Annotated in this window: 32 protein-coding genes and 1 pseudogene; all 33 read left to right on the forward strand. The window is 63.7% G+C overall.

The genetic code is table 11. From position 1 onward, the window contains the following. The first annotated feature begins 43 nt into the window (after positions 1–43). The 33 genes and pseudogenes from RIA72_RS17310 (at position 44) to RIA72_RS17470 (ending at position 23738) form a co-directional block, all read left to right on the forward strand. Positions 44–2419 (forward strand): S8 family serine peptidase, encoded by a 2376-nt coding sequence (locus RIA72_RS17310; protein WP_350033316.1) that lies wholly within the window; start codon positions 44–46, stop codon positions 2417–2419. Positions 2420–2459: 40 nt separating this feature from the next. Continuing rightward, on the forward strand, positions 2460–3761 hold the full coding sequence (locus RIA72_RS17315) for a metal-dependent hydrolase family protein (RefSeq protein ID WP_350033317.1): 1302 nt from the start codon (positions 2460–2462) through the stop codon (positions 3759–3761). Between the two features lie 51 nt (positions 3762–3812). Then, a complete protein-coding gene (locus tag RIA72_RS17320) occupies positions 3813–4886 on the forward strand; it encodes an isoaspartyl peptidase/L-asparaginase family protein (protein ID WP_350033318.1) in 1074 nt (357 codons plus the stop codon). Between the two features lie 297 nt (positions 4887–5183). Beyond that, complete coding sequence (gene rpsL / locus RIA72_RS17325) at positions 5184–5555, forward strand: 30S ribosomal protein S12 (protein ID WP_058805196.1); 372 nt, start codon at positions 5184–5186, stop codon at positions 5553–5555. Positions 5556–5624: 69 nt separating this feature from the next. Continuing rightward, entirely contained in the window at positions 5625–6095 is a 471-nt protein-coding gene (rpsG, locus tag RIA72_RS17330) for a 30S ribosomal protein S7 (protein WP_350033319.1), read from the forward strand. 93 nt (positions 6096–6188) lie between these two features. Beyond that, positions 6189–8282 carry an elongation factor G gene (gene fusA / locus RIA72_RS17335; RefSeq protein ID WP_350033320.1) on the forward strand — a complete coding sequence of 698 codons (2094 nt, stop codon included), beginning with the start codon at positions 6189–6191 and terminating at the stop codon, positions 8280–8282. A 119-nt stretch (positions 8283–8401) separates the two neighbouring features. Continuing rightward, complete coding sequence (gene tuf, locus RIA72_RS17340; RefSeq protein WP_350033321.1) at positions 8402–9595, forward strand: elongation factor Tu; 1194 nt, start codon at positions 8402–8404, stop codon at positions 9593–9595. 147 nt (positions 9596–9742) lie between these two features. Then, positions 9743–10054: a 30S ribosomal protein S10 gene (rpsJ, locus tag RIA72_RS17345; RefSeq protein ID WP_011543089.1), complete on the forward strand. Its 312-nt coding sequence runs from the start codon at positions 9743–9745 to the stop codon at positions 10052–10054. Positions 10055–10357: 303 nt separating this feature from the next. Beyond that, a complete protein-coding gene (rplC, locus tag RIA72_RS17350) occupies positions 10358–11131 on the forward strand; it encodes a 50S ribosomal protein L3 (protein ID WP_350033322.1) in 774 nt (257 codons plus the stop codon). Between the two features lie 2 nt (positions 11132–11133). Next, complete coding sequence (gene rplD, locus RIA72_RS17355) at positions 11134–11760, forward strand: 50S ribosomal protein L4 (protein WP_350033323.1); 627 nt, start codon at positions 11134–11136, stop codon at positions 11758–11760. Beyond that, positions 11753–12061 (forward strand): 50S ribosomal protein L23, encoded by a 309-nt coding sequence (locus tag RIA72_RS17360; RefSeq protein WP_350033324.1) that lies wholly within the window; start codon positions 11753–11755, stop codon positions 12059–12061. The genes rplD and RIA72_RS17360 overlap by 8 nt, the downstream gene beginning before the upstream one ends. Before the next feature lie 22 nt (positions 12062–12083). Next, on the forward strand, positions 12084–12920 hold the full coding sequence (gene rplB / locus RIA72_RS17365; RefSeq protein WP_350033325.1) for a 50S ribosomal protein L2: 837 nt from the start codon (positions 12084–12086) through the stop codon (positions 12918–12920). 3 nt (positions 12921–12923) lie between these two features. Beyond that, the gene (rpsS, locus tag RIA72_RS17370) at positions 12924–13199 is read left to right on the forward strand and encodes a 30S ribosomal protein S19 (RefSeq protein ID WP_120221708.1); all 276 of its coding nucleotides are present in this window, start codon (positions 12924–12926) and stop codon (positions 13197–13199) included. Further along, on the forward strand, positions 13199–13579 hold the full coding sequence (gene rplV / locus RIA72_RS17375) for a 50S ribosomal protein L22 (protein WP_011543083.1): 381 nt from the start codon (positions 13199–13201) through the stop codon (positions 13577–13579). Before rpsS ends, rplV begins: the two co-directional genes overlap by 1 nt. Before the next feature lies 1 nt (position 13580). After that, positions 13581–14288 (forward strand): 30S ribosomal protein S3, encoded by a 708-nt coding sequence (rpsC, locus tag RIA72_RS17380; RefSeq protein WP_350033326.1) that lies wholly within the window; start codon positions 13581–13583, stop codon positions 14286–14288. A gap of 11 nt (positions 14289–14299) precedes the next feature. Next, the gene (gene rplP, locus RIA72_RS17385) at positions 14300–14731 is read left to right on the forward strand and encodes a 50S ribosomal protein L16 (protein ID WP_120221711.1); all 432 of its coding nucleotides are present in this window, start codon (positions 14300–14302) and stop codon (positions 14729–14731) included. A 4-nt stretch (positions 14732–14735) separates the two neighbouring features. Beyond that, on the forward strand, positions 14736–14939 hold the full coding sequence (gene rpmC / locus RIA72_RS17390; protein ID WP_350033327.1) for a 50S ribosomal protein L29: 204 nt from the start codon (positions 14736–14738) through the stop codon (positions 14937–14939). 11 nt (positions 14940–14950) lie between these two features. Then, positions 14951–15217, forward strand: coding sequence for a 30S ribosomal protein S17 (gene rpsQ / locus RIA72_RS17395; protein ID WP_350033328.1), 267 nt, complete (start codon positions 14951–14953; stop codon positions 15215–15217). 68 nt (positions 15218–15285) lie between these two features. After that, the gene (gene rplN / locus RIA72_RS17400) at positions 15286–15654 is read left to right on the forward strand and encodes a 50S ribosomal protein L14 (protein WP_011543078.1); all 369 of its coding nucleotides are present in this window, start codon (positions 15286–15288) and stop codon (positions 15652–15654) included. Between the two features lie 2 nt (positions 15655–15656). Further along, complete coding sequence (gene rplX, locus RIA72_RS17405) at positions 15657–15974, forward strand: 50S ribosomal protein L24 (RefSeq protein WP_257546113.1); 318 nt, start codon at positions 15657–15659, stop codon at positions 15972–15974. Then, positions 15967–16545 carry a 50S ribosomal protein L5 gene (rplE, locus tag RIA72_RS17410; protein ID WP_350033329.1) on the forward strand — a complete coding sequence of 193 codons (579 nt, stop codon included), beginning with the start codon at positions 15967–15969 and terminating at the stop codon, positions 16543–16545. Before rplX ends, rplE begins: the two co-directional genes overlap by 8 nt. Before the next feature lie 52 nt (positions 16546–16597). Continuing rightward, positions 16598–16903, forward strand: coding sequence for a 30S ribosomal protein S14 (gene rpsN, locus RIA72_RS17415; protein ID WP_058454356.1), 306 nt, complete (start codon positions 16598–16600; stop codon positions 16901–16903). A gap of 12 nt (positions 16904–16915) precedes the next feature. After that, positions 16916–17320 carry a 30S ribosomal protein S8 gene (rpsH, locus tag RIA72_RS17420; protein ID WP_054589697.1) on the forward strand — a complete coding sequence of 135 codons (405 nt, stop codon included), beginning with the start codon at positions 16916–16918 and terminating at the stop codon, positions 17318–17320. Beyond that, positions 17320–17853, forward strand: a complete 534-nt coding sequence (rplF, locus tag RIA72_RS17425) for a 50S ribosomal protein L6 (protein WP_350033330.1) — start codon at positions 17320–17322, stop codon at positions 17851–17853. The genes rpsH and rplF overlap by 1 nt, the downstream gene beginning before the upstream one ends. 3 nt (positions 17854–17856) lie before the next feature. Next, positions 17857–18210: a 50S ribosomal protein L18 gene (gene rplR / locus RIA72_RS17430; protein ID WP_350033331.1), complete on the forward strand. Its 354-nt coding sequence runs from the start codon at positions 17857–17859 to the stop codon at positions 18208–18210. Between the two features lie 2 nt (positions 18211–18212). After that, the gene (rpsE, locus tag RIA72_RS17435; protein WP_350033332.1) at positions 18213–18938 is read left to right on the forward strand and encodes a 30S ribosomal protein S5; all 726 of its coding nucleotides are present in this window, start codon (positions 18213–18215) and stop codon (positions 18936–18938) included. A gap of 4 nt (positions 18939–18942) precedes the next feature. Further along, positions 18943–19128 (forward strand): 50S ribosomal protein L30, encoded by a 186-nt coding sequence (gene rpmD, locus RIA72_RS17440; protein WP_120221719.1) that lies wholly within the window; start codon positions 18943–18945, stop codon positions 19126–19128. A gap of 6 nt (positions 19129–19134) precedes the next feature. Continuing rightward, positions 19135–19341 carry a DUF1737 domain-containing protein gene (locus RIA72_RS17445; RefSeq protein ID WP_350033333.1) on the forward strand — a complete coding sequence of 69 codons (207 nt, stop codon included), beginning with the start codon at positions 19135–19137 and terminating at the stop codon, positions 19339–19341. Positions 19342–19386: 45 nt separating this feature from the next. Further along, a complete protein-coding gene (gene rplO, locus RIA72_RS17450) occupies positions 19387–19875 on the forward strand; it encodes a 50S ribosomal protein L15 (RefSeq protein ID WP_350033334.1) in 489 nt (162 codons plus the stop codon). A gap of 208 nt (positions 19876–20083) precedes the next feature. After that, positions 20084–21457: a preprotein translocase subunit SecY gene (gene secY, locus RIA72_RS17455; RefSeq protein ID WP_350033335.1), complete on the forward strand. Its 1374-nt coding sequence runs from the start codon at positions 20084–20086 to the stop codon at positions 21455–21457. 47 nt (positions 21458–21504) lie between these two features. Further along, the gene (locus RIA72_RS17460) at positions 21505–22164 is read left to right on the forward strand and encodes an adenylate kinase (RefSeq protein WP_350033336.1); all 660 of its coding nucleotides are present in this window, start codon (positions 21505–21507) and stop codon (positions 22162–22164) included. Positions 22165–22212: 48 nt separating this feature from the next. Then, positions 22213–22890 (forward strand): SRPBCC family protein, encoded by a 678-nt coding sequence (locus RIA72_RS17465; RefSeq protein ID WP_350033337.1) that lies wholly within the window; start codon positions 22213–22215, stop codon positions 22888–22890. A 75-nt stretch (positions 22891–22965) separates the two neighbouring features. Next, positions 22966–23738, forward strand: a pseudogene (locus RIA72_RS17470) (IS5 family transposase). Positions 23739–23892: the final 154 nt, after the last annotated feature.

Consider the following 23892-nt stretch of genomic DNA (forward strand, 5'->3'; position numbering starts at 1 on the left):
TCTGCCGCGCTAAAAGGCGGCGTCAGGGCAAAGGGGAACGGCGATGGTCGACACGAACCGACGCAGCCGCATTCGGTGGATGACCGGCCAACCTTTACCCCTTTTCCTCGGCATCGCGGCGCTTTCGCTTGCGGGCTGCGGCGGAGGCGGCGCCCGTCCCTCCCCCACGCCGACCCCGCCGCCTGCGCCTGCTCCCGCACCCGCCCCGACCCCCACACCAACGCCGACTCCGCCGCCGACCGGCGATTTCGACACGGCCGAAGTGCGCCGGTCCGACAGTCTCGCTTTCCACGGCGCCGTCACCGCTTATCGCGCGGGCGCGAGCGGACAGGGGATATTGGCCGGGGTGATCGACGACGGCATCGACGCCGACAGCCCCGAATTTGCCGGGCGCATATCGCCGCTGTCGGTCGATCTTGCCGGATCGCGGGGCATCGATGGCGAAGGCAGTCATGGCACAAACGTCGCGCAGCTGCTGCTCGGCGGTAAAAACGATGCCGGAACCATGGGGATCGCCTTTAATGCCAGCCTGCTCGTGCTCCGCGCCGACCAGCCGGGAAGTTGCGCGACCGAGGATCCGGCGAATGACGAAAGCGGCTGCCGCTATCCCGAAAGCGCGATCGCCGCCGGGCTCGACCGCGCAGTGAGTGCGGGCGCGCGCGTCGTCAACATCTCGCTCGGCGGCGACGATGCGCCGGGCGCGACGCTGCGCGCCGCGGTGTCGCGCGCGACCGCGGCAGGCGTCATCGTCACTCTGTCGGCGGGTAACGAGGGCGATACGACGGCGGGCGGCAACGATCCCAACAATCCAGGTCGCTTTGCTCAGGGGCTGCGCGACGCCGGCGGCGGGCTGGTCATCATCGCGGGATCGGTCGACAAAAGTGGTACGATTTCCACTTTCAGCAATCGCGCGGGCGCTTATGCAGGCTCCTATCTGGCGGCGCTCGGTGAGGGCGTGTGCTGTGTCTACGAAAATGGCAGGCTCAAGACCGAGGGAAATTTCGTCTTCCTGCTCAACGGCACGAGCTTTGCCGCGCCGCAGGTCGCCGGGGCGGTGGCGCTGCTTGCCCAGGCCTTTCCGTCGCTCACCAGCCAGCAAATCGTCGAGCTCCTCTATCAATCGGCACGCGACGCCGGGGCGGTTGGCGACGACGCCGTCTATGGACAGGGCATCCTCGACATCGCGCGCGCGTTTCAGCCAATCGGCGCGACGGCGCTTGCCGGGACATCGACCGCCGTTGCGCTCGACACGCCGCTTGGCCTGTTGGGCGGCCCGATGGGCGATGCGGGTGGCGGCACCCACGGGCTCGTCACAGACGGTTTCGGCCGCGCTTTCACCGTCGATTTCGGCCGGTCGCTCGCGCCGCGCCGTCCCGATTTCAAACTCGCGGGCGCGATCGGCGGGCTTGTTCGCCAGCAAAGCGCCGCGAACGGTTCGCTTGCGCTGTCGCTTGTCACCGCGCCGGGCACCCGCGGTTCCGATGCGCTCGCGGGTCTTTCCTTTCACGATGCGCAGCGTGCGCGCACCCTCGCCGCTTCGATGATGACACGGCTCGATGCGCGCACGCGGATCGGCTTCGCGACAGGACGCGGTATCGGTGGACTGCTCGCAGGCGAGCGCGGCGAAAGCGGCCATGCAATGCTGATCGGCGATGCAGCGCACGAAGGTCCAGGCTTTGCCGCACGTCCGCACCTGGCTGTGGCGGCTCGCTATAATATTAAGCAAGATCAATATCTTAATATATACGTCGAGCAGGGGTGGGTGTCGGGCGCCCGCTGGCGGGACGACCCGCTGCCGCGTTATCGGTCGGGCCACGACAGCCGCTACCAGCGCCTCGGTGCTGCATGGGACGGACGCGTTGGTCCCGCCCGCGCCGCGCTCGGCGTTGGTTGGCTGCGCGAATCGGACAGCCTCCTCGGTGCGCGCCTTGGCTCCCTTTTCGGCGCTGGCGGTGCGACCAGCCTCGTCGGCGATGCGAGCCTCGTCTTCGACTTGCGCGATGATTGGCAATTTGCTGCGGCCTGGCGTCAGATGTGGACGCGCCCCGATGCGCGCGGGCTTGTCGCGGGCGGCGCGCTCCGGTCCGCGGCTTTTTCGCTCGACCTTGCGAAGAAAGGGCTGGCGCAGCCAGGCGACCGCGCTGCGCTCCGCTTTGCGCAGCCGCTGCGCGTTGCGCACGGCGGCCTCGATCTGATGCTGCCGGTCGCCTATGATTATGCCAGCGGCCGCGCCGATTTCGCACGCCGCACCTATAATCTGGCGCCGACCGGGCGCGAATGGGTCATCGAGGCAAGCTATGCGCTGCCGCTGTTCGGGGGCAATCTGGTCGGCAATCTGTGGTGGCGGCGCGATGCGGGGCATATTGCGGCGATGCCCGACGACGAAGGTGTCGCGCTCCGCTTTACGAGAGGCTTCTGATCGGCTTTAACCCGCTGCAACATCAGCAGGGGATTTTAGAATGCCGCTTTTCCGATCGATGTCGTTCGCGCTTGTCGGAGCGCTGTTTGCGATGCCGCTGGCGGCGCAGACGCCCGCGCGCACAGTGATACACGCGGGACATCTGCTCGCAGAACCGGGCAAACCTGCGCGCGGCGCTTCGACCATCATTGTCGAGGGCGGCAAGATCGTCGGCATCGCCGACGGCCACCAGCCCGCACCTGCGGGTGCGAAATTGATCGACCTGAAGGACAAATATGTCCTTCCCGGCCTGATCGACAGCCACGTCCATCTGACCAGCGATGCAGGCGGCCTTGCGGGGCAGCTTGAGGAAATGACGCTCAGCCCCGCAGCGCAGGCGTTCAATGCCGAAGTCAACGGTTTGAAGACGCTGCGTGCCGGCTTCACCACGGTGCGCAATCTGGGCGACGGCGATGGCGTCACGCTGGCGCTTCGCGACGCGATCCGTGCGGGCAAGGTGAAGGGGCCGCGCATCGTCGACGCCGGGGCCAGCATTTCGGGCAGCGCGGGGCATATGGACGGATCGCTGGGCTATCGCGACGAGCTTCGCCCCTTTTTCGCGGGGGCGGGCAACACATGCAATGGTGCCGACGATTGCCGCCGCGCGGTCCGGCTTCAGATCGGACGCGGCGCCGATGTGATCAAATTTGCTTCGACCGGCGGGGTCAACAGCCGCATCGGCGCGGGCCTTGGCAAACAGATGTTCGACGATGAGGCAGAGGCGATCGTCGATACCGCGCACCTGTTCGGAAAAAAGGTGGCGGTCCACGCGCACGGCGCCGACGGCATTCGCCTCGCACTCGCCGCGGGTGCCGATTCGATCGAGCATGGCACGATCCTCGACGACGCGACGATTGCCGCCTGGGCGAAATCGAAAACCTATTATGTCCCCACGCTCTCGACCGTGAACGGTTATAAGGAGCGGCTCGCCGCCAATCCCGATGCGTATGAACCCGACGTGCTGGCGAAGATCAAATGGCGCATCTCGATAACCGGAAAGAGCCTGGAGGCGCTCGTGCCCAAGGGGGTGCGTATCGCCTTCGGGACCGATGCCGGCGTGTCGAAGCATGGCCGTAATGCCGACGAGTTCGAGCTGATGGTCCAGCACGGCATGACGCCGATCGAAGCGCTGAAGGCGGCGACGGTGAACGCTGCCGATCTGCTGGGTCTCGCCGACCAGATCGGCACGATCGCACCAGGCAAGAGCGCCGACATCATCGCGGTAGCGAGCGATCCGCTGGCCGACGTCCGCGCGCTCAAGACCGTCGACTTTGTCATGGCGCAGGGCCAGGTGATCGACTGACCGCTGCGCCGCTTTGTGCCATCCCCGTCCTTCTCCTCCAAGGAATGAACGATGCTGCTTTCCGCTGTTGCCGCCCTGTTGATCGCTTCGCAGGCTGCCGCCGCCGAGCCCTTCGCCGATACCGTATCGGCGCCGCGAAGCGAGGCGCGGGTCGGTGCGCCCGCGGCTTCGGCCGCGACCGGCGGCTGGACGCTCGTGGTGCACGGCGGGGCAGGCACGATTCGCCGCGAGCGCATGACGCCCGACCAGGATGCCGCCTATCGCGCCGCCATCGATGCCGCGCTGGCGGCGGGGCAGGCGGTGTTGGAAAAGGGGGGCAGCGCGCTCGACGCGGTGCAGGCGGCGGTCGAGCGGATGGAAGATGATCCGCTGTTCAATGCCGGTCGCGGCGCCGTCTTTACCCATGACGGTACGAACGAACTCGATGCCGCGATCATGGACGGACGCACGCGCGAGGCGGGGGCGGTTGCGCGATTGACGACCAGCCGCCACCCGATCGCGGCGGCACGCGCGGTGCTGCGCGACGGACGCCATGTGATGCTGACCGGCGCCGATGCCGATGGCTTTGCCGCCGAACGCGGGGTCGAGCAGATGGACCCCGCCTGGTTCGCCACGCTGCGTCGGCGCGAGCAGATCGAGGAGTTTCTGAAGCGCGAGGCGGGGGCGAACGCCGCCTCCTCTCCCGTCTCTTCATACGACATCGATCAGAAGTTCGGAACCGTGGGCGCGGTCGCGCTCGACACGCACGGGCATCTTGCCGCCGCGACCTCGACGGGCGGCCTTACCGGGAAAAGATGGGGTCGGATCGGCGATGCGCCGATCATCGGCGCCGGCACCTATGCTGACGATCGCGGCTGCGCGGTGTCGGCGACGGGGGCGGGCGAGTATTTCATTCGCGTCGGCGTCGCGCATGAAATCTGCGCGCGCGTGCGGCTTTCCGGAGCATCGCTGCAACAGGCGGCCGACGCGGTGATGGACGAGGTTCGCGCGCTTGGCGGAACGGGGGGCGTCATCGTGGCGGGCCCCGACGGCGGTTCGGCCTTCAGCTTCAACACCGAAGGCATGTATCGCGGGCGGGCGACGAGCGCCGGCGCGCGCGAGGTCGCAATTTATAACGACGAATAGGCCGCCGTCGCCAAACGGCGCATACCGTGCCACGCCCCATTGACCGAACGCCCATTCACCGCTAGAGGGCCGCCAGCTTGGAAACGGCGCTTTGTCGCGGTTTTCGAGTCACAACAGCGCTTGAACATTGCTGGCGCGGATGAAGCCTCCGGAAGATCATGTCGATCTGCCGGGGTCTTTTGCTGTTATCAGGTCGGCCGTTTTTCGCCATTTTCGGCGGAGCGGGGCCGGAGCTTCATCCACCGCGGCAGAGTAACCGTTCGCTTTTATGGGCGGACAATCAAAGGTGAAGCATTCATGCCCACGATCAACCAGCTGGTCCGCAAGGGCCGGACTCCCCAGAAGGTGAAGTCCAAGGTCCCGGCGATGGACGCAAACCCGCAAAAGCGCGGCGTTTGCACCCGTGTCTATACGACGACCCCGAAAAAGCCGAACTCGGCGCTCCGCAAGGTTGCGAAGGTCCGCCTGACCAACAGCCGCGAAGTCATCACCTATATCCCCGGCGAAGGCCACAACCTCCAGGAGCACAGCGTCGTGCTGATCCGCGGCGGCCGTGTGCGCGACCTTCCCGGTGTGCGTTACCACGTCCTGCGCGGCGTGCTCGATACGCAGGGTGTGAAGGACCGCAAGCAGAGCCGTTCGAAGTACGGCGCGAAGCGGCCCAAGTAAGGCTCCGCTTTTTCGGCTATTTGATCATCCCGCGCCCCGCGCCGGGATGCTGTTGTAAAGGAATATCCCATGGCTCGTCGTCGTCGTCCCGAACGCCGCGAAATCCTGCCCGATCCCCGTTTCGGGGACGTTGTCCTCTCGAAATTCATGAACAGCGTCATGCTCGACGGAAAGAAGGCCGTCGCCGAAAGCATCGTTTATGGTGCTTTGGAAGCGGTCGAAGCCCGTGCAAAGAAGGAGCCGCTCGGCGTGTTCCACGAAGCGCTGGCGAATATCCGTCCGAACATCGAAGTGCGCAGCCGCCGCGTCGGTGGTGCGACCTATCAGGTCCCCGTCGAAGTCCGTCCGGACCGTGCGCAGGCGCTCGCGATCCGCTGGCTGATCACCGCTGCGCGCAACCGCAGCGAAACGACGATGGCCGCGCGCCTGTCGGGTGAGTTGCTCGACGCGTCGAACAACCGCGGCAATGCGGTGAAGAAGCGCGAAGACACGCACCGCATGGCCGAAGCGAACCGCGCTTTCAGCCATTATCGCTGGTAATGGCCGGGGCGCTCCGGCGTCTCGCAATTGTAATCATTCTTCCTATATCGGGGGCGGCTCCAAAGGCCTCCCCCCAAATCCAAGGAAAAGATCATGGCACGCAGCCATCCGCTCGAACGCTATCGCAATTTCGGTATCATGGCGCATATCGACGCCGGCAAGACCACGACGACCGAGCGTATTCTTTACTACACCGGCAAGTCCTACAAGATCGGCGAAGTCCATGACGGCGCCGCGACGATGGACTGGATGGAGCAGGAACAGGAACGCGGCATCACGATCACGTCGGCTGCCACCACCTGTCTGTGGAAGGCCGAAGAGGGCAAGGGCCCCGAACATCGGCTGAACATCATCGACACCCCCGGACACGTCGACTTCACGATTGAAGTCGAGCGCTCGCTTCGCGTCCTCGACGGCGCGGTCGCGGCGTTCGATGGCGTGGCGGGCGTCGAGCCGCAGTCGGAAACCGTGTGGCGCCAGGCGGACAAGTACAAGGTTCCGCGGATGTGCTTCATCAACAAGCTCGACCGCACGGGCGCCAATTTCTATTATTGCGTCCAGACGATCATCGATCGCCTGGGAGCGACCCCGGCCGTCCTCTACCTCCCCATCGGTGCGGAATCGGACTTCAAGGGCCTCGTCGACCTCGTGGGCGAGCGCGCGATCATCTGGAAGGACGAAAGCCTCGGCGCCGAGTTCTTCTATGAAGAGATCCCCGCCGACCTCGCCGACAAGGCGGCCGAATATCGCGAAAAGCTTGTCGAGCTTGCTGTCGAGCAGGACGACGATGCGATGGAAGCCTATCTCGAAGGCAATGTCCCCGACGTGGCGACGCTGAAGAAGCTGATCCGCAAGGGCACGCTGAACCAGTCCTTCGTTCCCGTGCTGTGCGGCTCGGCCTTCAAGAACAAGGGCGTCCAGACCCTGCTCGACGCGGTTGTCGACTATCTGCCTTCACCGCTCGACATCGAAGACGTGCAGGGCATCAATCCCGACACCGAAGAGCCCGATTCGCGTGCGACGTCCGACTCGGCGCCGCTGTCGATGCTCGCGTTCAAGATCATGAACGATCCGTTCGTCGGCTCGCTCACCTTCGCCCGCATCTATTCGGGCACTCTGACCAAGGGCAGCTATCTGAACTCGGTCAAGGACAAGAAGGAAAAGATCGGCCGTATGCTTCTGATGCACGCGAACTCGCGTGAGGACATCGAGGAAGCCTTTGCGGGCGACATCGTCGCGCTTGCCGGCCTTAAGGAAACCACGACCGGCGACACGCTCTGCGCCAACAACGCCCCGATCATCCTCGAACGGATGGAGTTCCCCGAGCCGGTGATCGAGCTGTCGGTCGAACCCAAGACCAAGGCCGACCAGGAGAAAATGGGCATCGCCCTCAGCCGCCTTGCGGCCGAAGATCCCTCGTTCCGCGTGTCGACCGACCATGAATCGGGCCAGACGATCATCAAGGGCATGGGCGAGCTTCACCTCGACATCCTCGTCGATCGCATGAAGCGCGAGTTCAAGGTCGAGGCGAATGTCGGCGCGCCGCAGGTCGCATATCGCGAATCGCTCGCGAAGCCGGTCGACGTCGACTACACTCACAAGAAGCAGTCGGGCGGCTCGGGCCAGTTCGGCCGCGTCAAGGTCAGCGTCGCTCCTGGCGAACGCGGGTCGGGCATCACCTTCATCGACGAGATCAAGGGCGGCAACATTCCGCGCGAATATATCCCGTCGGTCGAAAAGGGTATGCGCGAGTCGGCCGAAAATGGCCACATGATCGGCTTTCCGATCATCGACTTTGAAATCCGCCTGACTGACGGCGCCTATCACGACGTCGACTCGTCGGCGCTGGCGTTCGAAATCGCGGGCCGTGCGGCGATGCGCGAAGTCGCGGCAAAGGCCGGCATCAAGCTGCTCGAACCAGTGATGAAGGTCGAAGTCGTCACCCCCGAGGAGTTCATGGGCGACGTGATCGGCGACCTCAACAGCCGCCGCGGCCAGATTCAGGGCACCGACAGCCGGGGCAATGCCCAGGTGGTTGAAGCCATGGTTCCGCTTGCCAATATGTTCGGCTACGTCAACCAGCTGCGTTCCTTCACCCAGGGCCGCGCGCAATACTCCATGCAGTTCTCGCACTATGAAGAAGTGCCGAACAACGTGGCGGAAGAAGTGAAGGCCAAGATGGCCTGATGGGGTTGAAACCGCGCGGGCTTGCACCGCGCGGCAAGACCCTCTAAGGGCGGCGCCTGATTCAGCGGGCTCGTCCAGGACTGATCAACGCAAACACATGAACAAGAAGGTTCTATATCATGGCCAAGGCTAAATTTGAGCGGACGAAGCCGCACTGCAATATCGGTACCATCGGTCACGTCGACCACGGCAAGACCTCGCTGACCGCAGCGATCACCAAGGTGCTCGCCGAAAACGTCGCGGGCAACGCCGCCGTCGACTTCGCGAACATCGACAAGGCGCCCGAAGAGCGCGAGCGCGGCATCACCATTTCGACGGCGCACGTCGAATATGAAACCGACGGCCGTCACTATGCGCACGTCGACTGCCCCGGTCACGCTGACTATGTGAAGAACATGATCACCGGTGCCGCCGAGATGGACGGCGCGATCCTCGTCGTGTCGGCTGCTGACGGCCCGATGCCGCAGACGAAGGAGCACATCCTGCTCGCGAAGCAGGTCGGTGTTCCGACCATGGTTGTCTTCCTCAACAAGGTCGACCAGCTCGACGATCCCGAACTGCTCGAACTCGTCGAACTCGAAATCCGCGAAGAGCTTTCGAAGCGCGACTTCGACGGCGACAATATTCCGATCATCGCGGGCTCGGCGCTCGCCGCTCTGGAAGGCCGCGACGACAATATCGGCAAGGACGCGATCCTGAAGCTAATGGCTGCCGTCGACGAATGGATTCCGCAGCCGGAACGCCCGCTCGACAAGCCCTTCCTGATGCCGATCGAAGACGTGTTCTCGATCTCGGGCCGTGGTACGGTTGTCACGGGCCGCGTCGAAACGGGTATCGTCAAGGTGGGTGAAGAAGTCGAAATCGTCGGCATCAAGGACACCAAGAAGACCGTCGTTACCGGCGTCGAAATGTTCCGCAAGCTGCTCGACCAGGGCGAGGCTGGCGACAACATCGGTGCGCTGATCCGCGGCGTCGGCCGTGAAGAGGTCGAGCGTGGCCAGGTCCTCGCGAAGCCCGGCTCGATCACCCCGCACACCGAGTTCACCTCGGAAGTCTATGTCCTGTCGAAGGACGAAGGCGGCCGTCACACGCCGTTCTTTGCGAACTATCGTCCGCAGTTCTACTTCCGCACCACCGACGTCACGGGCGAGGTCATCCTCCCCGAGGGTACCGAGATGGTCATGCCGGGCGACAACGTCCAGCTGTCGGTCAAGCTGATCGCCCCGATCGCCATGGACCAGGGCCTGCGCTTCGCGATCCGCGAAGGCGGCCGTACGGTCGGCGCAGGGGTTGTCGCCTCGATCACAAAGTAATATAGGGCCGCGAGCCGCGCGATTCGGACCGATTCGCGCGGCTCGTAGCTTTAGGAATTTTGATGGCCGATCCGGCTTCCGTGTGGAAGTCGGAGCAGGCCATTTCGGCTCTTTCGCATCGTTAGACGGGATTCGACTGGAACAGTCATGGAAACGCAGAATATTCGCATTCGCCTGAAGGCCTTTGATCACCGCGTGCTCGATCAGGCCACGACCGACATTGCCGACACGGCACGTCGCACGGGCGCTCTCATTCGCGGTCCGATCCCGCTTCCGACGCGTATTGAAAAATTCACCGTGAACCGCGGCCCGCACATCGACAAGAAGTCGCGCGAGCAGTTCGAGGTGCGCACCCACAAGCGGCTGCTCGACATCGTGCAGCCGACCCCGCAGACGGTCGACGCGCTGATGAAGCTCGACCTCGCCGCGGGCGTGAACGTCGAGATCAAGCTGGCCTGATAGGCCGGTGTGCTCCGGACTTGATCCGGAGCCCAGGGTAGAAGCGACCGGCAGGTCGCGCTGAAGCCGCCTTGGGTTCCTGCTTTCGCAGGAACACGACAAGGTTTCGGAGGATACCGCCGGACTTATCCGGGCTGCGTCCCCCGTCTCGCCGCAAAGTCCTTCGGGGCATGCGGCACCTCAGCCCGGACGGGGCGATGCATCGAAATTTCGGGCTGGGAGGGTTCCGCCGGGGCGTTGCCTCGATGGGTCTCGCAAGCCGTGCGGAATGGTCCGCCCGGCCTCTGTTTAGGAGTATGGATCATGCGTACTGGCGTGATCGCGAAGAAAATGGGGATGACCCGCCTGTTTCAGGATGACGGCCGCCACGTGCCCGTCACCGTCCTGAGCCTCGAAGGCTGCCAGGTCGTCTCGGTTCGCGACAAGGAACGCGACGGCTATGTGGCCGTGCAACTGGGTGCCGGGTCGGCGAAGGCGAAGAATGTCGCCAAGCCGCAGCGCGGCGCCTATGGCAAGGCCGAAGTCGAGCCCAAGGCGAAGCTCGTCGAATTCCGCGTCGCCGACGACGCGACGCTCGACGTCGGCGCCGAACTGTCGGCCGACCATTTCGTTGCCGGCCAGATCGTCGACATCCAGGGCGTGACGCAGGGCAAGGGCTTTGCCGGCGCGATGAAGCGCTGGGGTTTCGGCGGTATGCGCGCCACCCACGGCGTTTCGATCAGCCACCGTGCGCATGGTTCGACCGGCAACCGCCAGGATCCGGGCCGCGTCTTCAAGAACAAGAAGATGGCGGGCCACATGGGCGCGCGCAATCGCACCCAGCAGAATCTCGAAATCGTCCGCACCGACGTCGAGCGCGGCCTTCTCTTCGTCAAGGGTTCGGTCCCTGGCTCGAAGGGCGGCTGGCTGCTCGTCCGCGATGCGGTGAAGCTGCCGCGTCACCCCGAGGCCCCCTATCCGGCGGGCATCAAGAGTGCGGCCAACACCAACGAAGCCCCGGCTGACGCGCCGGTCGAAACGCCGGCTGAAGAAACCGTCGTCGACACCGCGGCCACCGACGGCGCACAGGAGTCCTGATCATGAAGGTCAAGGTTCAGACCCTCGATGGCAAGGCTGGCGCCGACATCGATCTTAACGACGACGTCTTCGGCGTCGATGCGCGTGCCGACATTCTGCACCGCGTGGTGGCCTGGCAGCTCGAAAAGCGCCGCGGCCCCGCCCGCGCCGCGCGTGAGCGCAGCGACGTCGCCCGCACCGGCAAGAAGTTCGGTCGCCAAAAGGGCGGCGGTACGGCTCGTCACGGCGACCGCAAGGCGCCGATCTTCATCGGCGGCGGCAAGGCGCATGGTCCGCGAGCCCGCACCTTCGGCCACTCGCTGAACAAGAAGATCCGCACTCTCGGCCTGAAGATGGCTTTGAGCGACAAGGCGAAGGGCGGCAAGCTCGTCGTTCTCGACACGCTCGAGCTCAAGGATGCCAAGACCAAGGCGCTCGCCGGCAAGCTCGGCAAGATGGACCTCGGCAATCGCGCGCTCTTCATCGACGGGGACGCGGTGCATGAAAGCTTCGCGATGGCCTCTGCCAACCTGATCGGTGTCGATGCGCTGCCCGCGATCGGTGCCAATGTCTATGACATCGTCCGTGCCGACACGCTGGTCCTGACCCGCGCGGCGGTCGAAAAGCTGGAGGCACGCTGCAATGGCTAAGGCAAAAACCATCGATGCGCGTCACTATGACGTGATCCTCGCTCCGGTGATCACCGAAAAGTCGACGCTGCTCAGCGAAAACAACGCCGTGGTGTTCAAGGTTGCAAGCGATGCAACCAAGCCCGCGATCAAGGCCGCCGTCGAGGCGCTGTTCGATGTCAAGGTGGTCGGCGTGAACACGCTCGTCACCAAGGGCAAGACCAAGCGCTGGAAGGGCAAGCCCTACACCCGCAGCGACGTGAAGAAGGCGATCGTTCGCCTGGCCGACGGCCAGTCGATCGACGTCACCACCGGCGTCTGACGGATAGGGGAAGGCAGAAAAAATGGCACTCAAATCCTATAATCCGACCAGCCCCGGACAGCGCGGCCTGATCCTCGTCGACAAGTCGGCGCTGTGGAAGGGCAAGCCCGTCAAGGCGTTGACCGAAGGCAAGCGCAAGACCGGTGGCCGCAACAACAAGGGCCATGTGACCTCGCGCGGTATCGCCGGCGGCCACAAGCAGAAGTACCGCTTTATCGACTTCAAGCGTCGCAAGTGGAACATGTCGGCCACCGTCGAGCGTCTGGAATATGACCCCAATCGCACGGCCTTCATCGCGCTCGTTAAGTACGAGGACGGCGAGCTCGCCTATATCCTGGCGCCGCAGCGCCTGGCGGTCGGCGACACGATCGTCGCGGGCAAGAAGACTGACGTGAAGCCGGGCAATGCGATGGAATTGTCGCAGATGCCCGTCGGCACGATCGTCCACAATATCGAGATGAAGCCGGGCAAGGGCGGCCAGATCGCCCGTTCGGCCGGCACCTATGCACAGGTCGTCGGTCGCGACCGCGGGCTCGTGATCGTGCGTCTCGGTTCGGGTGAACAGCGCTACATCCGCGGCGAGTGCATGGGCACGGTTGGTGCGGTGTCGAACCCCGACAACCAGAACACCAACCTCGGCAAGGCTGGGCGCAATCGCTGGCTGGGCAAGCGTCCGCTGACGCGCGGTGTCGCGAAGAACCCGGTCGACCACCCGCACGGCGGTGGCGAAGGCCGCACCTCGGGTGGCCGTCATCCGGTTACGCCGTGGGGCAAGCCGACCAAGGGCGCCCGGACCCGTCACAACAAGTCGACCGACAAGATGATCATCCGGTCGCGTCACGCGAAGAAGAAGAGGTAAGCCATGGCTCGCTCGGTCTGGAAGGGTCCATTCGTCGACCTTCATCTCCTCAAGAAAGCCGAAACGGCCCAGGACGGCGGCAGCACTGCGCCGATCAAGACCTGGTCGCGCCGGTCCACCATCCTGCCGCAGTTCGTCGGGCTGACCTTCAACGTCTACAACGGCCGCAAGTTCGTGCCGGTGTCGGTCAATGAAGACATGGTCGGCATGAAGCTGGGTGAATTTGCGCCGACGCGCTTCTTCCCCGGTCACGCGGCCGACAAGAAGGGCAAACGCTAATGGGCAAGGAAAAGTCCCCCCGCCGCGTTGCGGATAATGAGGCGCTGTCGGTCGGCACGCAGATTCGCGGGTCGGCGCAGAAGCTGAACCTCGTCGCCGCGCTGATTCGCGGCCGCAAGGTCGAAGACGCGATGAACGTCCTCGCTTTCTCGAAGAAGGCGATGGCGGTTGACGTGCGCAAGGTTCTGGCCAGCGCTGTCGCCAACGCGGAAAACAACCACAACCTCGACGTCGACGCGCTCGTCGTCAAGGAAGCGAGCGTCGGCAAGTCGCTCTCGATGAAGCGCTGGCACGCGCGTGGCCGCGGCAAGTCGACCCGGATCGTCAAGCCGTTCAGCCGCATCCGCATCGTCGTGCGCGAACAGGAAGAAGAGGCGTAAGATGGGCCAGAAGAGCAATCCGATCGGCCTGCGCCTGCAGGTCAACCGCACCTGGGACAGCCGCTGGTTCGCCGAGGGTCAGGACTATGGCCGCATGTTGGTCGAGGACCTGAAGATCCGCCAATATGTGTTCAAGACCTTGCCGCAGGCCGCGATCTCGAAGGTCGTGATCGAGCGTCCCGCGAAGCTGTGCCGCGTGTCGATCTATGCCGCCCGTCCGGGCGTCATCATCGGCAAGAAGGGCGCAGACATCGAAAAGCTTCGCAAGAAGCTGGGTGAGATGACGGGCAGCGACGTGTCGCTGAACATCGTCGAAATCCGCAAGCCCGAAGTCGACGCCAAGCTCGTCGGCCAGGGTATTGCCGACCAGCTCGAGCGTCGTGTCGCCTTCCGCCGCGCGATGAAGCGCGCGGTTCAGTCGGCGATGCGTCTGGGCGCCGAGGGCATCCGCATCAACTGCGCCGGCCGTCTCGGCGGCGCGGAAATCGCGCGCACCGAATGGTACCGCGAAGGCCGGGTGCCGCTGCACACGCTGCGCGCCAATGTCGATTATGCCGAGGCCGAAGCGCACACCGCTTACGGGGTTTGCGGCATCAAGGTCTGGATTTTCAAGGGCGAGATCCTGGGTCACGACCCGATGGCGACCGACCGTCTGATGCTCGACGCGCAGACAACCGGTGTCCGTCCGGCGCGTGAAGATCGCCGCTAAGGAACGCTGACATGCTGCAACCGAAAAAAACCAAGTTCCGCAAGGCTTTCAAGGGCCGCATCCATGGCAATGCCAAGGGTGGGACCAGCCTGAACTTCGGCTCCTATGGCCTGAAGGCGATGGAACCCGAGCGCATCACCGCGCGCCAGATCGAAGCGGCGCGCCGCGCGATCAGCCGTGCGATCAAGCGTCAGGGCCGCCTCTGGATTCGCGTGTTCCCCGACGTTCCCGTGTCGTCGAAGCCAGCCGAAGTCCGTATGGGTAAGGGCAAGGGTTCACCCGAATATTGGGCCGCCCGTGTAAAGCCCGGCCGCATCCTGTTCGAACTCGACGGTGTTCCCGGCCCCGTGGCCGCGCTGGCGTTCGAGCGTGCGGCGATGAAGCTGCCGATCAAGACGAAGGTTGTCGCCCGCCTCGGCGACACCTCGCACCTGGAGGGTTAAGGACATGGCCAAGACCGACGATTTCAAGGCCAAGACCGACGATCAGCTTGCCGAACAGCTCGGCGAACTGAAGCGCGAGGCGTTCAACCTCCGCTTCCAGGCGGCGACCGGTCAGCTCGAAAAGGCCTCGCGCGTCAAGGAAGTGCGGCGCTCGATCGCCCGCATCAAGACCGTGCAGACCGAGCGTTCGCGCTCGGCCGCGAAGTAAGGAGACCTATCATGCCGAAGCGCATTCTGACCGGCACGGTGGTGTCCGACAAGGGCGACAAGACCGTCGTGGTGAAAGTCGAACGGAAGGTGAAGCACCCTCTGTACGGCAAGATCATCCGCCGTTCGAAGAAGTATCACGCCCATGATGAGGACAATGCCGTCAAGGCCGGCGAAACCGTCCGCATCGAGGAAACGAAGCCGATTTCGAAGCTGAAGACCTGGAAGGTTCTCGACAAGGTCGAAACCCGGGCCAAGGCGAAAGCGGCCGAAGCCTGAGGGCTTCGTCAGATTTTGACGGAACCGCCGGGACGGCCCGGTAGGCCAAGGAAGAAGGAAATGCATCGATGATCCAGATGCAGTCACAATTGGAAGTCGCCGACAACAGCGGCGCGAAGCGTGTCCAGTGCATCAAGGTACTGGGCGGCTCGAAGCGTCGCACCGCCGGCGTGGGCGATGTGATCGTCGTGTCGATCAAGGAAGCCCAGCCGCGCGGCAAGGTGAAGAAGGGCGACGTGCATCGCGCCGTCATCGTCCGCACCGCGAAGGACGTGCGCCGCGCGGACGGTTCGGTGATCCGTTTCGACAGCAACGCCGCCGTGCTCGTCAACAAGAATGAAGAGCCGATCGGCACGCGTATCTTTGGCCCCGTCGTCCGCGAACTGCGCGGCCGTGGCTATATGAAGATCATCAGCCTGGCGCCGGAGGTGCTTTGACCATGGCGAACAAGATCAAGAAGGGCGACACGGTCGTCGTCCTGTCCGGCAAGGACAAGGGCAAGACCGGCGAAGTGACGCAAAGCCTGCCGAAAGACGGCAAGGTCGTCGTCGCGGGCGTCAATGTCATCACGCGCCACCGCAAGCCGACCCAGCAGAATCCGCAGGGCGGCCTGGAACGCAAGGAAGCGCCGCTGTTCGCGAGCAAGGTTGCGCTGGCCGATCCCAAGACCGGCAAGCCGACGCGCGTTCGTTTTGAAACCAAGGACGGCAAGAAGGTCCGCGTGGCCGTGAAGTCCGGGGAGACGATCAATGGCTGACAACTACACCCCGCGCATGCGCAAGCTGTACGACGACAAGATCGTCAAGGCGATGACCGACAAGTTCGGTTACAAGAATGCGATGGAAGTGCCGAAGATCGAAAAGATCGTGCTCAACATGGGTGTCGGCGAAGCCACGCAGGACAAGAAGAAGGTCGAAGCCGCGGCAGCCGAAATGGAGCTGATCGCCGGTCAGAAGCCCGTCGTCACCCGCGCGAAGAAGTCGATCGCCCAGTTCAAGCTGCGCGAAGGCATGCCGATCGGTTGCAAGGTCACACTGCGCCGCGAGCGCATGTATGAATTTCTCGACCGCCTGATCACGATCGCGATGCCGCGCATCCGCGATTTCCGTGGCGTTTCGGCGAAGAGCTTCGATGGCCGTGGCAACTACGCCATGGGCCTCAAAGAACAGATCATCTTCCCCGAGATCAACTATGACCGCATCGACCAGGTGCGCGGCATGGACGTGATCGTCACCACCACCGCTCGCACCGACGAAGAGGCCCGCGAACTGCTCAAGCTGTTCGGCTTCCCCTTCCCGATCGAAGCGCAGGAAAAGGAAGCCGCCTGATCCCAACACGGGACCAGGCAGGCTCTTTCAAGAAGGAAAGAGAACTTAAGTCATGGCGAAACTGAGTTCGGTAAACAAGAATGAGCGTCGCAAGAAGCTGGTGAAGAAATATGCCGGCCGCTATGCGAAGCTGAAGGCGATCGCGGCGGATACGTCGCTTGACGATGGCGAGCGTCTGATCGCACGTCTCAAGATGGCGGAAATTCCGCGCAACGGTAATCCGACCCGCATCCGCAACCGGTGCGAGCTGACGGGCCGTCCGCGCGCCTATTATCGCAAGTTCCGGCTGTGCCGTGTTCAGCTCCGCGATCTGGCCAACAAGGGCCTGATCCCCGGCGTTGTGAAGTCGAGCTGGTAAGGAAGACGCAAGATGGCAATGACCGATCCTCTGGGTGATATGCTCACCCGCATCCGCAACGGCCAGCAGGCGAAAAAGGACAGCGTCCTGACACCGGCTTCGACGCTGCGCGTCCGCGTTCTCGATGTTCTCCAGCGCGAAGGCTATATCCGCGGCTACAGCGAAGAAGCGCTGGGCGCAAAGGGCCAGCACAAGGGCATCCGCATCGAGCTGAAATATTTCGAGGGCCAGCCGGCGATCCGCCACGTGGCCCGCGTGTCCAAGCCCGGACGCCGCGTCTATTCGGGTTCGAAAGAGCTGCCGATCGTCCGCAACGGCCTGGGCATCACCATCGTGTCGACCCCGCGGGGCGTCCTGTCGGACGCCGAAGCCCGCGAACATAATGTCGGCGGCGAAGTGCTGGCGGAGGTGTTCTGATGTCGCGCATTGGTAAAAAGGCAGTCGAGATTCCGAGCGGTGTCACCGCCGCGATCGACGGCGGCCAGCTGTCGGTCAAGGGGCCGAAGGGCACGCTCGCGATGCCGCTGTCCGACAACATCAAATATGAAGTCGGCGAAGGCAGCATTTCGGTTCAGCCCGCGAACGACACCCGCGAAGCGCGCGCCTTTTGGGGCATGCAGCGCACTTTGGTGCAGAACCTCGTCACGGGCGTGACCGAGGGCTTTACCAAGGTGCTCGAAATCACCGGTGTTGGCTATCGCGCCAACTCGCAGGGCAAGACGCTGAAGCTCCAGCTCGGCTACAGCCACGATGTCGATTTTGCGGTGCCTGAAGGCATCGAGATCAAGACGCCGGATAATACGACGATCGAGATCAGCGGCATCGACAAGCAGAAGGTCGGCCAGGTCGCGGCGGAAATCCGCCGCTGGCGCAAGCCCGAACCCTATAAGGGCAAGGGCATCAAATATCGCGGCGAGTACATCTTCCGCAAAGAAGGCAAGAAGAAGTAAGCCATGGCACATCTTACCCCTTTCGAAAAACGCCGCCAGCGCGTTCGCACCGCCCTTCGCCAGCGTGCCGCCGGGCGTCCGCGCCTTTCGGTTCACCGTTCGGGCCGTCACATCTATGCGCAGCTTATCGATGACGCTGCCGGCACGACGCTGGCCTCGGCTTCGACGCTGGACAAGGATGTGCGCGGCAAGAGCGGCGCGACCACCGCGGCGGCTGCCGACGTTGGCAAGCGCCTTGCCGCTGCCGCCAAGAAGGCGGGTGTCTCGCAGGTCGTGTTCGACCGCGGCGGCTTCCTGTTCCACGGGCGCATCAAGGCGCTGGCCGACGCGGCGCGCGAAGGCGGATTGGAGTTTTAATGATGGCAGACGAGAACAGCACCGGCCAGGGCAATCAGCCCGAGGCGACTCTGGCTCCCGAAACGACCAACGCCGACGTCACGAACCAGGCGCCGCGCCGCGGCCGTGGCGGCGGCCGCGATGGCGGTCGGGGCGGTCGTGACGGTGGCCGTGGCCGCCGCGACGATCGCCGTCCGCGCGACGAAGATGGCGGCGAAGAGCTCATTGAAAAGCTCGTCCACATCAACCGCGTGTCGAAAACGGTGAAGGGCGGCAAGCGCTTCGGTTTCGCCGCGCTTGTCGTCGTCGGCGACGGCAAGGGCCGCGCCGGTTTCGGTCATGGCAAGGCGCGCGAAGTGCCCGAGGCGATTTCGAAGGCGACCGCCGCTGCGAAGAAGGCGATGATTCGCGTTCCGCTGCGCGACGGCCGCACGCTGCACCACGACGGCCGCGGTCACTTCGGCGCCGGCAATGTCACCGTGCGTTCGGCGCCCGCGGGTACCGGCATCATCGCCGGCGGCCCGATGCGCGCCGTGTTCGAATCGCTGGGTGTTGCGGACGTCGTGACCAAGTCGGTCGGCACGTCGAACCCCTATAACATGATCCGCGCGACCTTTGAGGCGCTGGGCGAACAGACCAGCCCCAAGTCGGTCGCGCAGCGTCGCGGCAAGAAGGTGTCGGACCTCATCAAGCGTGGCGGCGCGTCCGACCGCGCTGCCGAGGCCGAAGCCGCGGCGGTGACGGAGTAAGACGATGGCTGACAAGAAGATCAAGATCCGCCAGATCGGTTCGCCGATCCGTCGTCCCAAGGATCAGCGCAAGATCCTGACCGGCCTCGGCCTGGGCAAGATGCACCGCGAGGTCGAACTGGTCGACACCCCCGAAGTGCGCGGCATGATCCGCAAGCTTCCCCATATGGTGGAAGTTGTCGAGGGCTAAAGGCGCATGAAGCTCTACCGCCTGTTGACCGGTCCAGACGACGGCGAATTTTGCGCGCGTGTCGAAGGATTGCTCAACCGGGGGTGGCAGCTTCACGGCAGCCCGTCGATCACCAATGTCGACGGCCGCGGCTATGTCGCCCAGGCCATCGTGATGGAGAAGGCCGGGCCCTATCCCGGCTTTCAGCCGTCGAGTGAAATCGAACCGGACTGAACTGCTTCGGTCCACAGCGCGAACACAGCGAAAGCGAGTGCAACCATGACTATCAAGCTTAACGAACTTCGTGACAACAACGGCGCCCGCAAGGGCCGGATGCGCGTCGGGCGCGGTATCGGCTCGGGCAAGGGCAAGACCGGCGGCCGCGGCCAGAAGGGCCAGAAGAGCCGCTCGGGCGTGTCGATCAACGGCTTCGAGGGCGGCCAGATGCCGCTCCACATGCGTATTCCGAAGCGCGGCTTCAACAACATCTTTGCCAAGGACTTCGCGATCGTGAACCTGGGCCAGATCCAGAAGCTGATCGACGAAAAGAAGCTCGACGCCAAGAAGACCGTCGATCACGCTGCGCTCAAGGCCGCCGGCGTCGCCCGCGGCGGCAAGGACGGCGTTCGCCTCCTCGCCAAGGGCGAGTTGACCGCGAAGCTGACATTCGCCGTTGCCGGTGCGTCGAAGGGCGCGATCGAGGCGGTCGAGAAGGCGGGCGGCAAGGTCGAATTGCCCGCGGCTCCGGCCGAAGCCAAGGCGGAATAATCCGGCAAAGGGGCGGCTCGGGCTACGGGCCGCCCCTTCGTCGTTCGACGACCTGATATTTCCTGTTCGATGCGAACGGATGACGCAGCCGGTATCGACGAGCTGCTTTGCAAAATTGGCCTTTCCCCTTGCGCTTCGTGACCGTCGAACGCACATAGGCGCCGGGTCGCGGGGGGCGCGGTCCGGAATATCCTCGAGGAAAACACCCATGGCCTCTCGCGCCGACCAGCTTGCTTCGAACCTCAACTTCTCGAAATTCGGTCAGGCGACCGAACTCAAGAACCGCATCTGGTTCACGATCGGCGCGCTGATCGTCTTTCGTTTCCTCTCCTTCGTCCCGCTTCCGGGCGTCGACCCGGTCGCGCTGTCGCGGCTCTACGACCAGGCAGCGTCGGGCGGCGTCCTCGACATCTTCAATACTTTTTCGGGCGGCAGCCTGGAGCGCATGAGCATCATCGCGCTCGGTGTCATGCCTTATATCACGGCGTCGATCGTCGTTCAGCTCGCCGCGGCGCTTTCGCCCAGTCTCGCCGCACTCAAGAAAGAGGGCGAGAGCGGGCGCAAGAAACTCAATCAATATACGCGCTACGGCACCGTGGCGCTGACCGCCATTCAGGGCTATTTCATTGCCGTCGGGCTCGAAACGCTCGGCGCATCGCAGGGTATTGCGGCGGTTGTTGATCCCGGCATGATGTTCCGCATCGGCGCGGTCATCTCGATCGTCGGCGGTACGCTGTTCCTGATGTGGCTCGGCGAACAGATCACCAGCCGGGGGATCGGCAACGGCGTGTCGTTGATCATCATGGCCGGCATCCTGGCGCAGCTGCCGCGCAGCTTTGCGCAGATGTTCACGCAGGTGCGCGAAGGATCGATGGGCGGCGGCACGGTGATCGCGGTGATCGCGGGCGGCATCGCCATCATCGCCTTCATCAGCTTCATGGAACGTGCGCAGCGCCGCGTTCTCGTCCAATATCCGAAGCGCGCGACGCAGCGCGGCGTGATGCAGGCCGACCGCAGCCACCTGCCGCTCAAAGTCAACACCGCGGGGGTTATCCCGCCGATCTTCGCCTCGTCGCTGCTGCTCATGCCGCTCACCGTCACGCAGATGATGGGCAATAATGTGCAGGGCGACACCATGTGGGGCGACTTCCTGATTTCGCTCAACCAATATCTCGCGCACGGCCAGCCGCTCTATATGGCGCTTTACGCCGCAGGGATCATCTTCTTCTGCTTCTTTTACGTAGCGGTCGTCTTCAACCCCGAAGAAACCGCCGAGAATCTGAAGAAACAGAACGGCTTCATTCCCGGTATCCGTCCGGGCAAGAATACCGCGACCTATCTCGACTTCGTGCTGACGCGCATCACCGTGATCGGCGCGGCCTATCTTGCGGTCATCTGTCTGGTCCCCGAATATTTCATCGCGCAGTCGGGGCTGCCCTTCTATCTCGGCGGCACGAGCCTGCTGATCGTCGTCAATGTCACGATCGATACGATCAGCCAGATCCAGAGCCACATGCTGGCGCATCAATATGGCGACCTTATCAAAAAGGCCAAATTGAAGGGCGGCGTTGCACGGCGCTGAAGCCTTCGTTAGGGCGGGCCGCGACACGCACGGGAACAGGGGCTTCCATGACGCTGAATATCATTTTGCTCGGACCGCCGGGGGCGGGCAAGGGAACGCAGGCTTCGCGGCTTGAGGATGAGCATGGCATGGTCCAGCTGTCGACCGGCGACATGCTGCGCGCCGCAGTCAAAGCAGGAACCCCGCTCGGCCTCCAGGCCAAGGCGGTGATGGACGCGGGCGAACTCGTTTCCGACGACATTGTTTCGGGATTGATCGGCGAGCGGCTCGACGCGCTCGGCCACGATGTTTCGGTGATCTTCGACGGTTATCCGCGCACCGCGGCGCAGGCTGACGCGCTCGACACGATATTGTCGGCGCGCGGGCGCAAGCTCGACCATGTCATCGAACTGCAGGTGGAGGAAGACGCCCTCGTCGATCGCATCACCGGCCGTTTCAGCTGCGCCAGCTGCGGTGCGGGCTATCACGACCGCTACAAGCTGCCCAAGGCGGCCGACACCTGCGACGTCTGTGGCAGCCATGATTTCAAGCGCCGCCCCGACGACAATGAGGAAACGGTGCGCACGCGCATGGCCGAATATCGCGCCAAGACCGCACCGATCCTGCCGATCTACGAAGAGCGCGGTATCGTCACTCACGTCGACGGCATGGCGCCGATCGACCAGGTGAACGACGCGATCGAAACGATCCTCAGCACCGCTGGCTAGTCAGCCCCTTCGCCTCCGGTTATTGAAGGCGGCAAGGGGGACAGGCAGATGGCAATTTTCCGGTATATGACGCGCTTTGCCGTGCTGGGCGCGCTTGTGTCTGCGCCGACAGCGCAGGCCAAGATCATCGACCAGAGCGAGATCGGCTTCACCGTCGCACACACCGCGCAGGTTGCCGCGCCGCCCGCCGAGGTGTGGAAGATGCTGCGGATGCCGCAGAGCTGGTGGTCGAAGGAGCACAGCTGGTCGGGCGACGCGGCGAATTTCTGGCTCGATTCGCAGGCCGGCGGTTGCTTTTGCGAAAAGCTGCCCGATGCGGGGGCGGGGCTGGGTAGTGTCCAGCACGCGCGCATCGTCTTTGCCAAACCCAACGAACTGCTCCGCCTCTCGGGCGCCCTCGGGCCGCTGCAAGGCGAAGCGGTCAGCGGAACGTTGACGATTCAAATCAAGGAAACGCCGACGGGCAGCGCGCTGCGCTTCGACTATGTCGTCGGCGGCTATATGCGTTTCAAGGTCGCCGACATCGCGCCGGCGGTCGATGCGGTGATCGGCGAGCAGATCAAGGGGCTCGCTGCGGCGCTCGGCGGCGCCTTGTCCCCGGCGCTTGGGGACAAGACGGCGGGCGAGGCCGATACCCCAGCGCAAGAGGCGGAGGGCGATCTGGACGCAGCCGTTGCAGAGCTGGACGAGAAAGACGCCGCGCCGAGGCCCGACGAACGCCTCTAGGCGGTGTTTACATTCAGGATTTCCATTTGTGGGTAAGTGTGATTCAAGCTGCTGGCTGTATGGAGGTCAGCATGGATGGATCGACAGGAACTGAGTGACGCGCTTTGGGGGCGGATTGAGCCTCATCTCCCGGGCAAGGCGAGCGATGCTGGCCGGACGGGTCGGGACAATCGATTATTTGTCGAGGCTGTCTTGTGGCTGGCGCGTTCCGGCGCGCACTGGCGGGTATTGCCGAAGGAGTTCGGGCGCTGGCACACAGTATATCAGCGCTTCAACCGCTGGTGCCGCAGCGGCGTTTGGGAGAATCTGTTCAGGGCTTTGAGCGATGATGCCGACTTCGAGTATATCCTCGTCGACAGCACCATCGTGCGGGCGCATCAGCACAGTGCCGGTGCCCCAAAAAAAGCGATCGATCCGAAGATCGGTTTGAAGCTCACGCGCTCGGACGCTCCAAGGGCGGGCTGAGCACCAAGGTCCATGCCGCGACCGACGCTTTGGGCAACCCGGTCCGCTTCATTCTGACCGGTGGCGAACGCAACGACATCACCCAGATCGACGCGCTCCTCGCTGGGCTGCGCACAAACCATGTCCTCGCCGACAAAGGCTATGATGGCCAGCGCGCCATGGATGCGATCGCCGCGGCAGGTGCAAGGCCGGTCGTCCCGCGACGGAAGATTACCGCAGCGTGGCGAGCCTTCGACGCATCCCTCTACAAAGACCGCAATCTGATTGAACGCTTCTTCAACAAGATCAAACACTTCAGAAGGATCGCCACTCGCTACGACAAACTCGCCAGAAACTACGCTGGCTTCCTCAATCTCGTCGCTGCTCTCAAATGTTGCCTCTGAATGTAAACACCACCTAGGGTCAGGACCCATTAATTCCACGCTCGAGGTTTGAAGCGATTTTGTTCAGTGCGAGGCGGAAAGGCGAAGGGATATGTCGATATTTCAAGACTTTCCAACGAAGCAATGGACAAAATCGATCAAATCCCCCCTCTCG

The sequence above is a fragment of the Sphingopyxis sp. genome, from assembly GCF_040216815.1.
Taxonomy (GTDB): domain Bacteria; phylum Pseudomonadota; class Alphaproteobacteria; order Sphingomonadales; family Sphingomonadaceae; genus Sphingopyxis.

Excerpts from the sequence above, each read along its gene's own strand:
- rpsG (WP_350033319.1), top strand. The coding sequence starts at position 5,625 with ATGGCTCGTCGTCGTCGTCCCGAACGCCGCGAAATCCTGCCCGATCCC.
- rplN (WP_011543078.1), top strand. The coding sequence starts at position 15,286 with ATGATCCAGATGCAGTCACAATTGGAAGTCGCCGACAACAGCGGCGCG.
- rpmC (WP_350033327.1), top strand. The coding sequence starts at position 14,736 with ATGGCCAAGACCGACGATTTCAAGGCCAAGACCGACGATCAGCTTGCC.
- RIA72_RS17445 (WP_350033333.1), top strand. The coding sequence starts at position 19,135 with ATGAAGCTCTACCGCCTGTTGACCGGTCCAGACGACGGCGAATTTTGC.
- rpsL (WP_058805196.1), top strand. The coding sequence starts at position 5,184 with ATGCCCACGATCAACCAGCTGGTCCGCAAGGGCCGGACTCCCCAGAAG.
- rpsS (WP_120221708.1), top strand. The coding sequence starts at position 12,924 with ATGGCTCGCTCGGTCTGGAAGGGTCCATTCGTCGACCTTCATCTCCTC.
- rplF (WP_350033330.1), top strand. The coding sequence starts at position 17,320 with ATGTCGCGCATTGGTAAAAAGGCAGTCGAGATTCCGAGCGGTGTCACC.
- rplX (WP_257546113.1), top strand. The coding sequence starts at position 15,657 with ATGGCGAACAAGATCAAGAAGGGCGACACGGTCGTCGTCCTGTCCGGC.
- rplC (WP_350033322.1), top strand. The coding sequence starts at position 10,358 with ATGCGTACTGGCGTGATCGCGAAGAAAATGGGGATGACCCGCCTGTTT.
- rplO (WP_350033334.1), top strand. The coding sequence starts at position 19,387 with ATGACTATCAAGCTTAACGAACTTCGTGACAACAACGGCGCCCGCAAG.
- rplE (WP_350033329.1), top strand. The coding sequence starts at position 15,967 with ATGGCTGACAACTACACCCCGCGCATGCGCAAGCTGTACGACGACAAG.
- RIA72_RS17320 (WP_350033318.1), top strand. The coding sequence starts at position 3,813 with ATGCTGCTTTCCGCTGTTGCCGCCCTGTTGATCGCTTCGCAGGCTGCC.
- secY (WP_350033335.1), top strand. The coding sequence starts at position 20,084 with ATGGCCTCTCGCGCCGACCAGCTTGCTTCGAACCTCAACTTCTCGAAA.
- rpmD (WP_120221719.1), top strand. The coding sequence starts at position 18,943 with ATGGCTGACAAGAAGATCAAGATCCGCCAGATCGGTTCGCCGATCCGT.
- rpsH (WP_054589697.1), top strand. The coding sequence starts at position 16,916 with ATGGCAATGACCGATCCTCTGGGTGATATGCTCACCCGCATCCGCAAC.
- rpsQ (WP_350033328.1), top strand. The coding sequence starts at position 14,951 with ATGCCGAAGCGCATTCTGACCGGCACGGTGGTGTCCGACAAGGGCGAC.
- rpsJ (WP_011543089.1), top strand. The coding sequence starts at position 9,743 with ATGGAAACGCAGAATATTCGCATTCGCCTGAAGGCCTTTGATCACCGC.
- rplR (WP_350033331.1), top strand. The coding sequence starts at position 17,857 with ATGGCACATCTTACCCCTTTCGAAAAACGCCGCCAGCGCGTTCGCACC.
- RIA72_RS17315 (WP_350033317.1), top strand. The coding sequence starts at position 2,460 with ATGCCGCTTTTCCGATCGATGTCGTTCGCGCTTGTCGGAGCGCTGTTT.
- fusA (WP_350033320.1), top strand. The coding sequence starts at position 6,189 with ATGGCACGCAGCCATCCGCTCGAACGCTATCGCAATTTCGGTATCATG.
- rplP (WP_120221711.1), top strand. The coding sequence starts at position 14,300 with ATGCTGCAACCGAAAAAAACCAAGTTCCGCAAGGCTTTCAAGGGCCGC.
- RIA72_RS17360 (WP_350033324.1), top strand. The coding sequence starts at position 11,753 with ATGGCTAAGGCAAAAACCATCGATGCGCGTCACTATGACGTGATCCTC.
- rplV (WP_011543083.1), top strand. The coding sequence starts at position 13,199 with ATGGGCAAGGAAAAGTCCCCCCGCCGCGTTGCGGATAATGAGGCGCTG.
- tuf (WP_350033321.1), top strand. The coding sequence starts at position 8,402 with ATGGCCAAGGCTAAATTTGAGCGGACGAAGCCGCACTGCAATATCGGT.
- rpsE (WP_350033332.1), top strand. The coding sequence starts at position 18,213 with ATGGCAGACGAGAACAGCACCGGCCAGGGCAATCAGCCCGAGGCGACT.
- RIA72_RS17465 (WP_350033337.1), top strand. The coding sequence starts at position 22,213 with ATGGCAATTTTCCGGTATATGACGCGCTTTGCCGTGCTGGGCGCGCTT.
- RIA72_RS17460 (WP_350033336.1), top strand. The coding sequence starts at position 21,505 with ATGACGCTGAATATCATTTTGCTCGGACCGCCGGGGGCGGGCAAGGGA.
- RIA72_RS17310 (WP_350033316.1), top strand. The coding sequence starts at position 44 with ATGGTCGACACGAACCGACGCAGCCGCATTCGGTGGATGACCGGCCAA.
- rplD (WP_350033323.1), top strand. The coding sequence starts at position 11,134 with ATGAAGGTCAAGGTTCAGACCCTCGATGGCAAGGCTGGCGCCGACATC.
- rplB (WP_350033325.1), top strand. The coding sequence starts at position 12,084 with ATGGCACTCAAATCCTATAATCCGACCAGCCCCGGACAGCGCGGCCTG.
- rpsN (WP_058454356.1), top strand. The coding sequence starts at position 16,598 with ATGGCGAAACTGAGTTCGGTAAACAAGAATGAGCGTCGCAAGAAGCTG.
- rpsC (WP_350033326.1), top strand. The coding sequence starts at position 13,581 with ATGGGCCAGAAGAGCAATCCGATCGGCCTGCGCCTGCAGGTCAACCGC.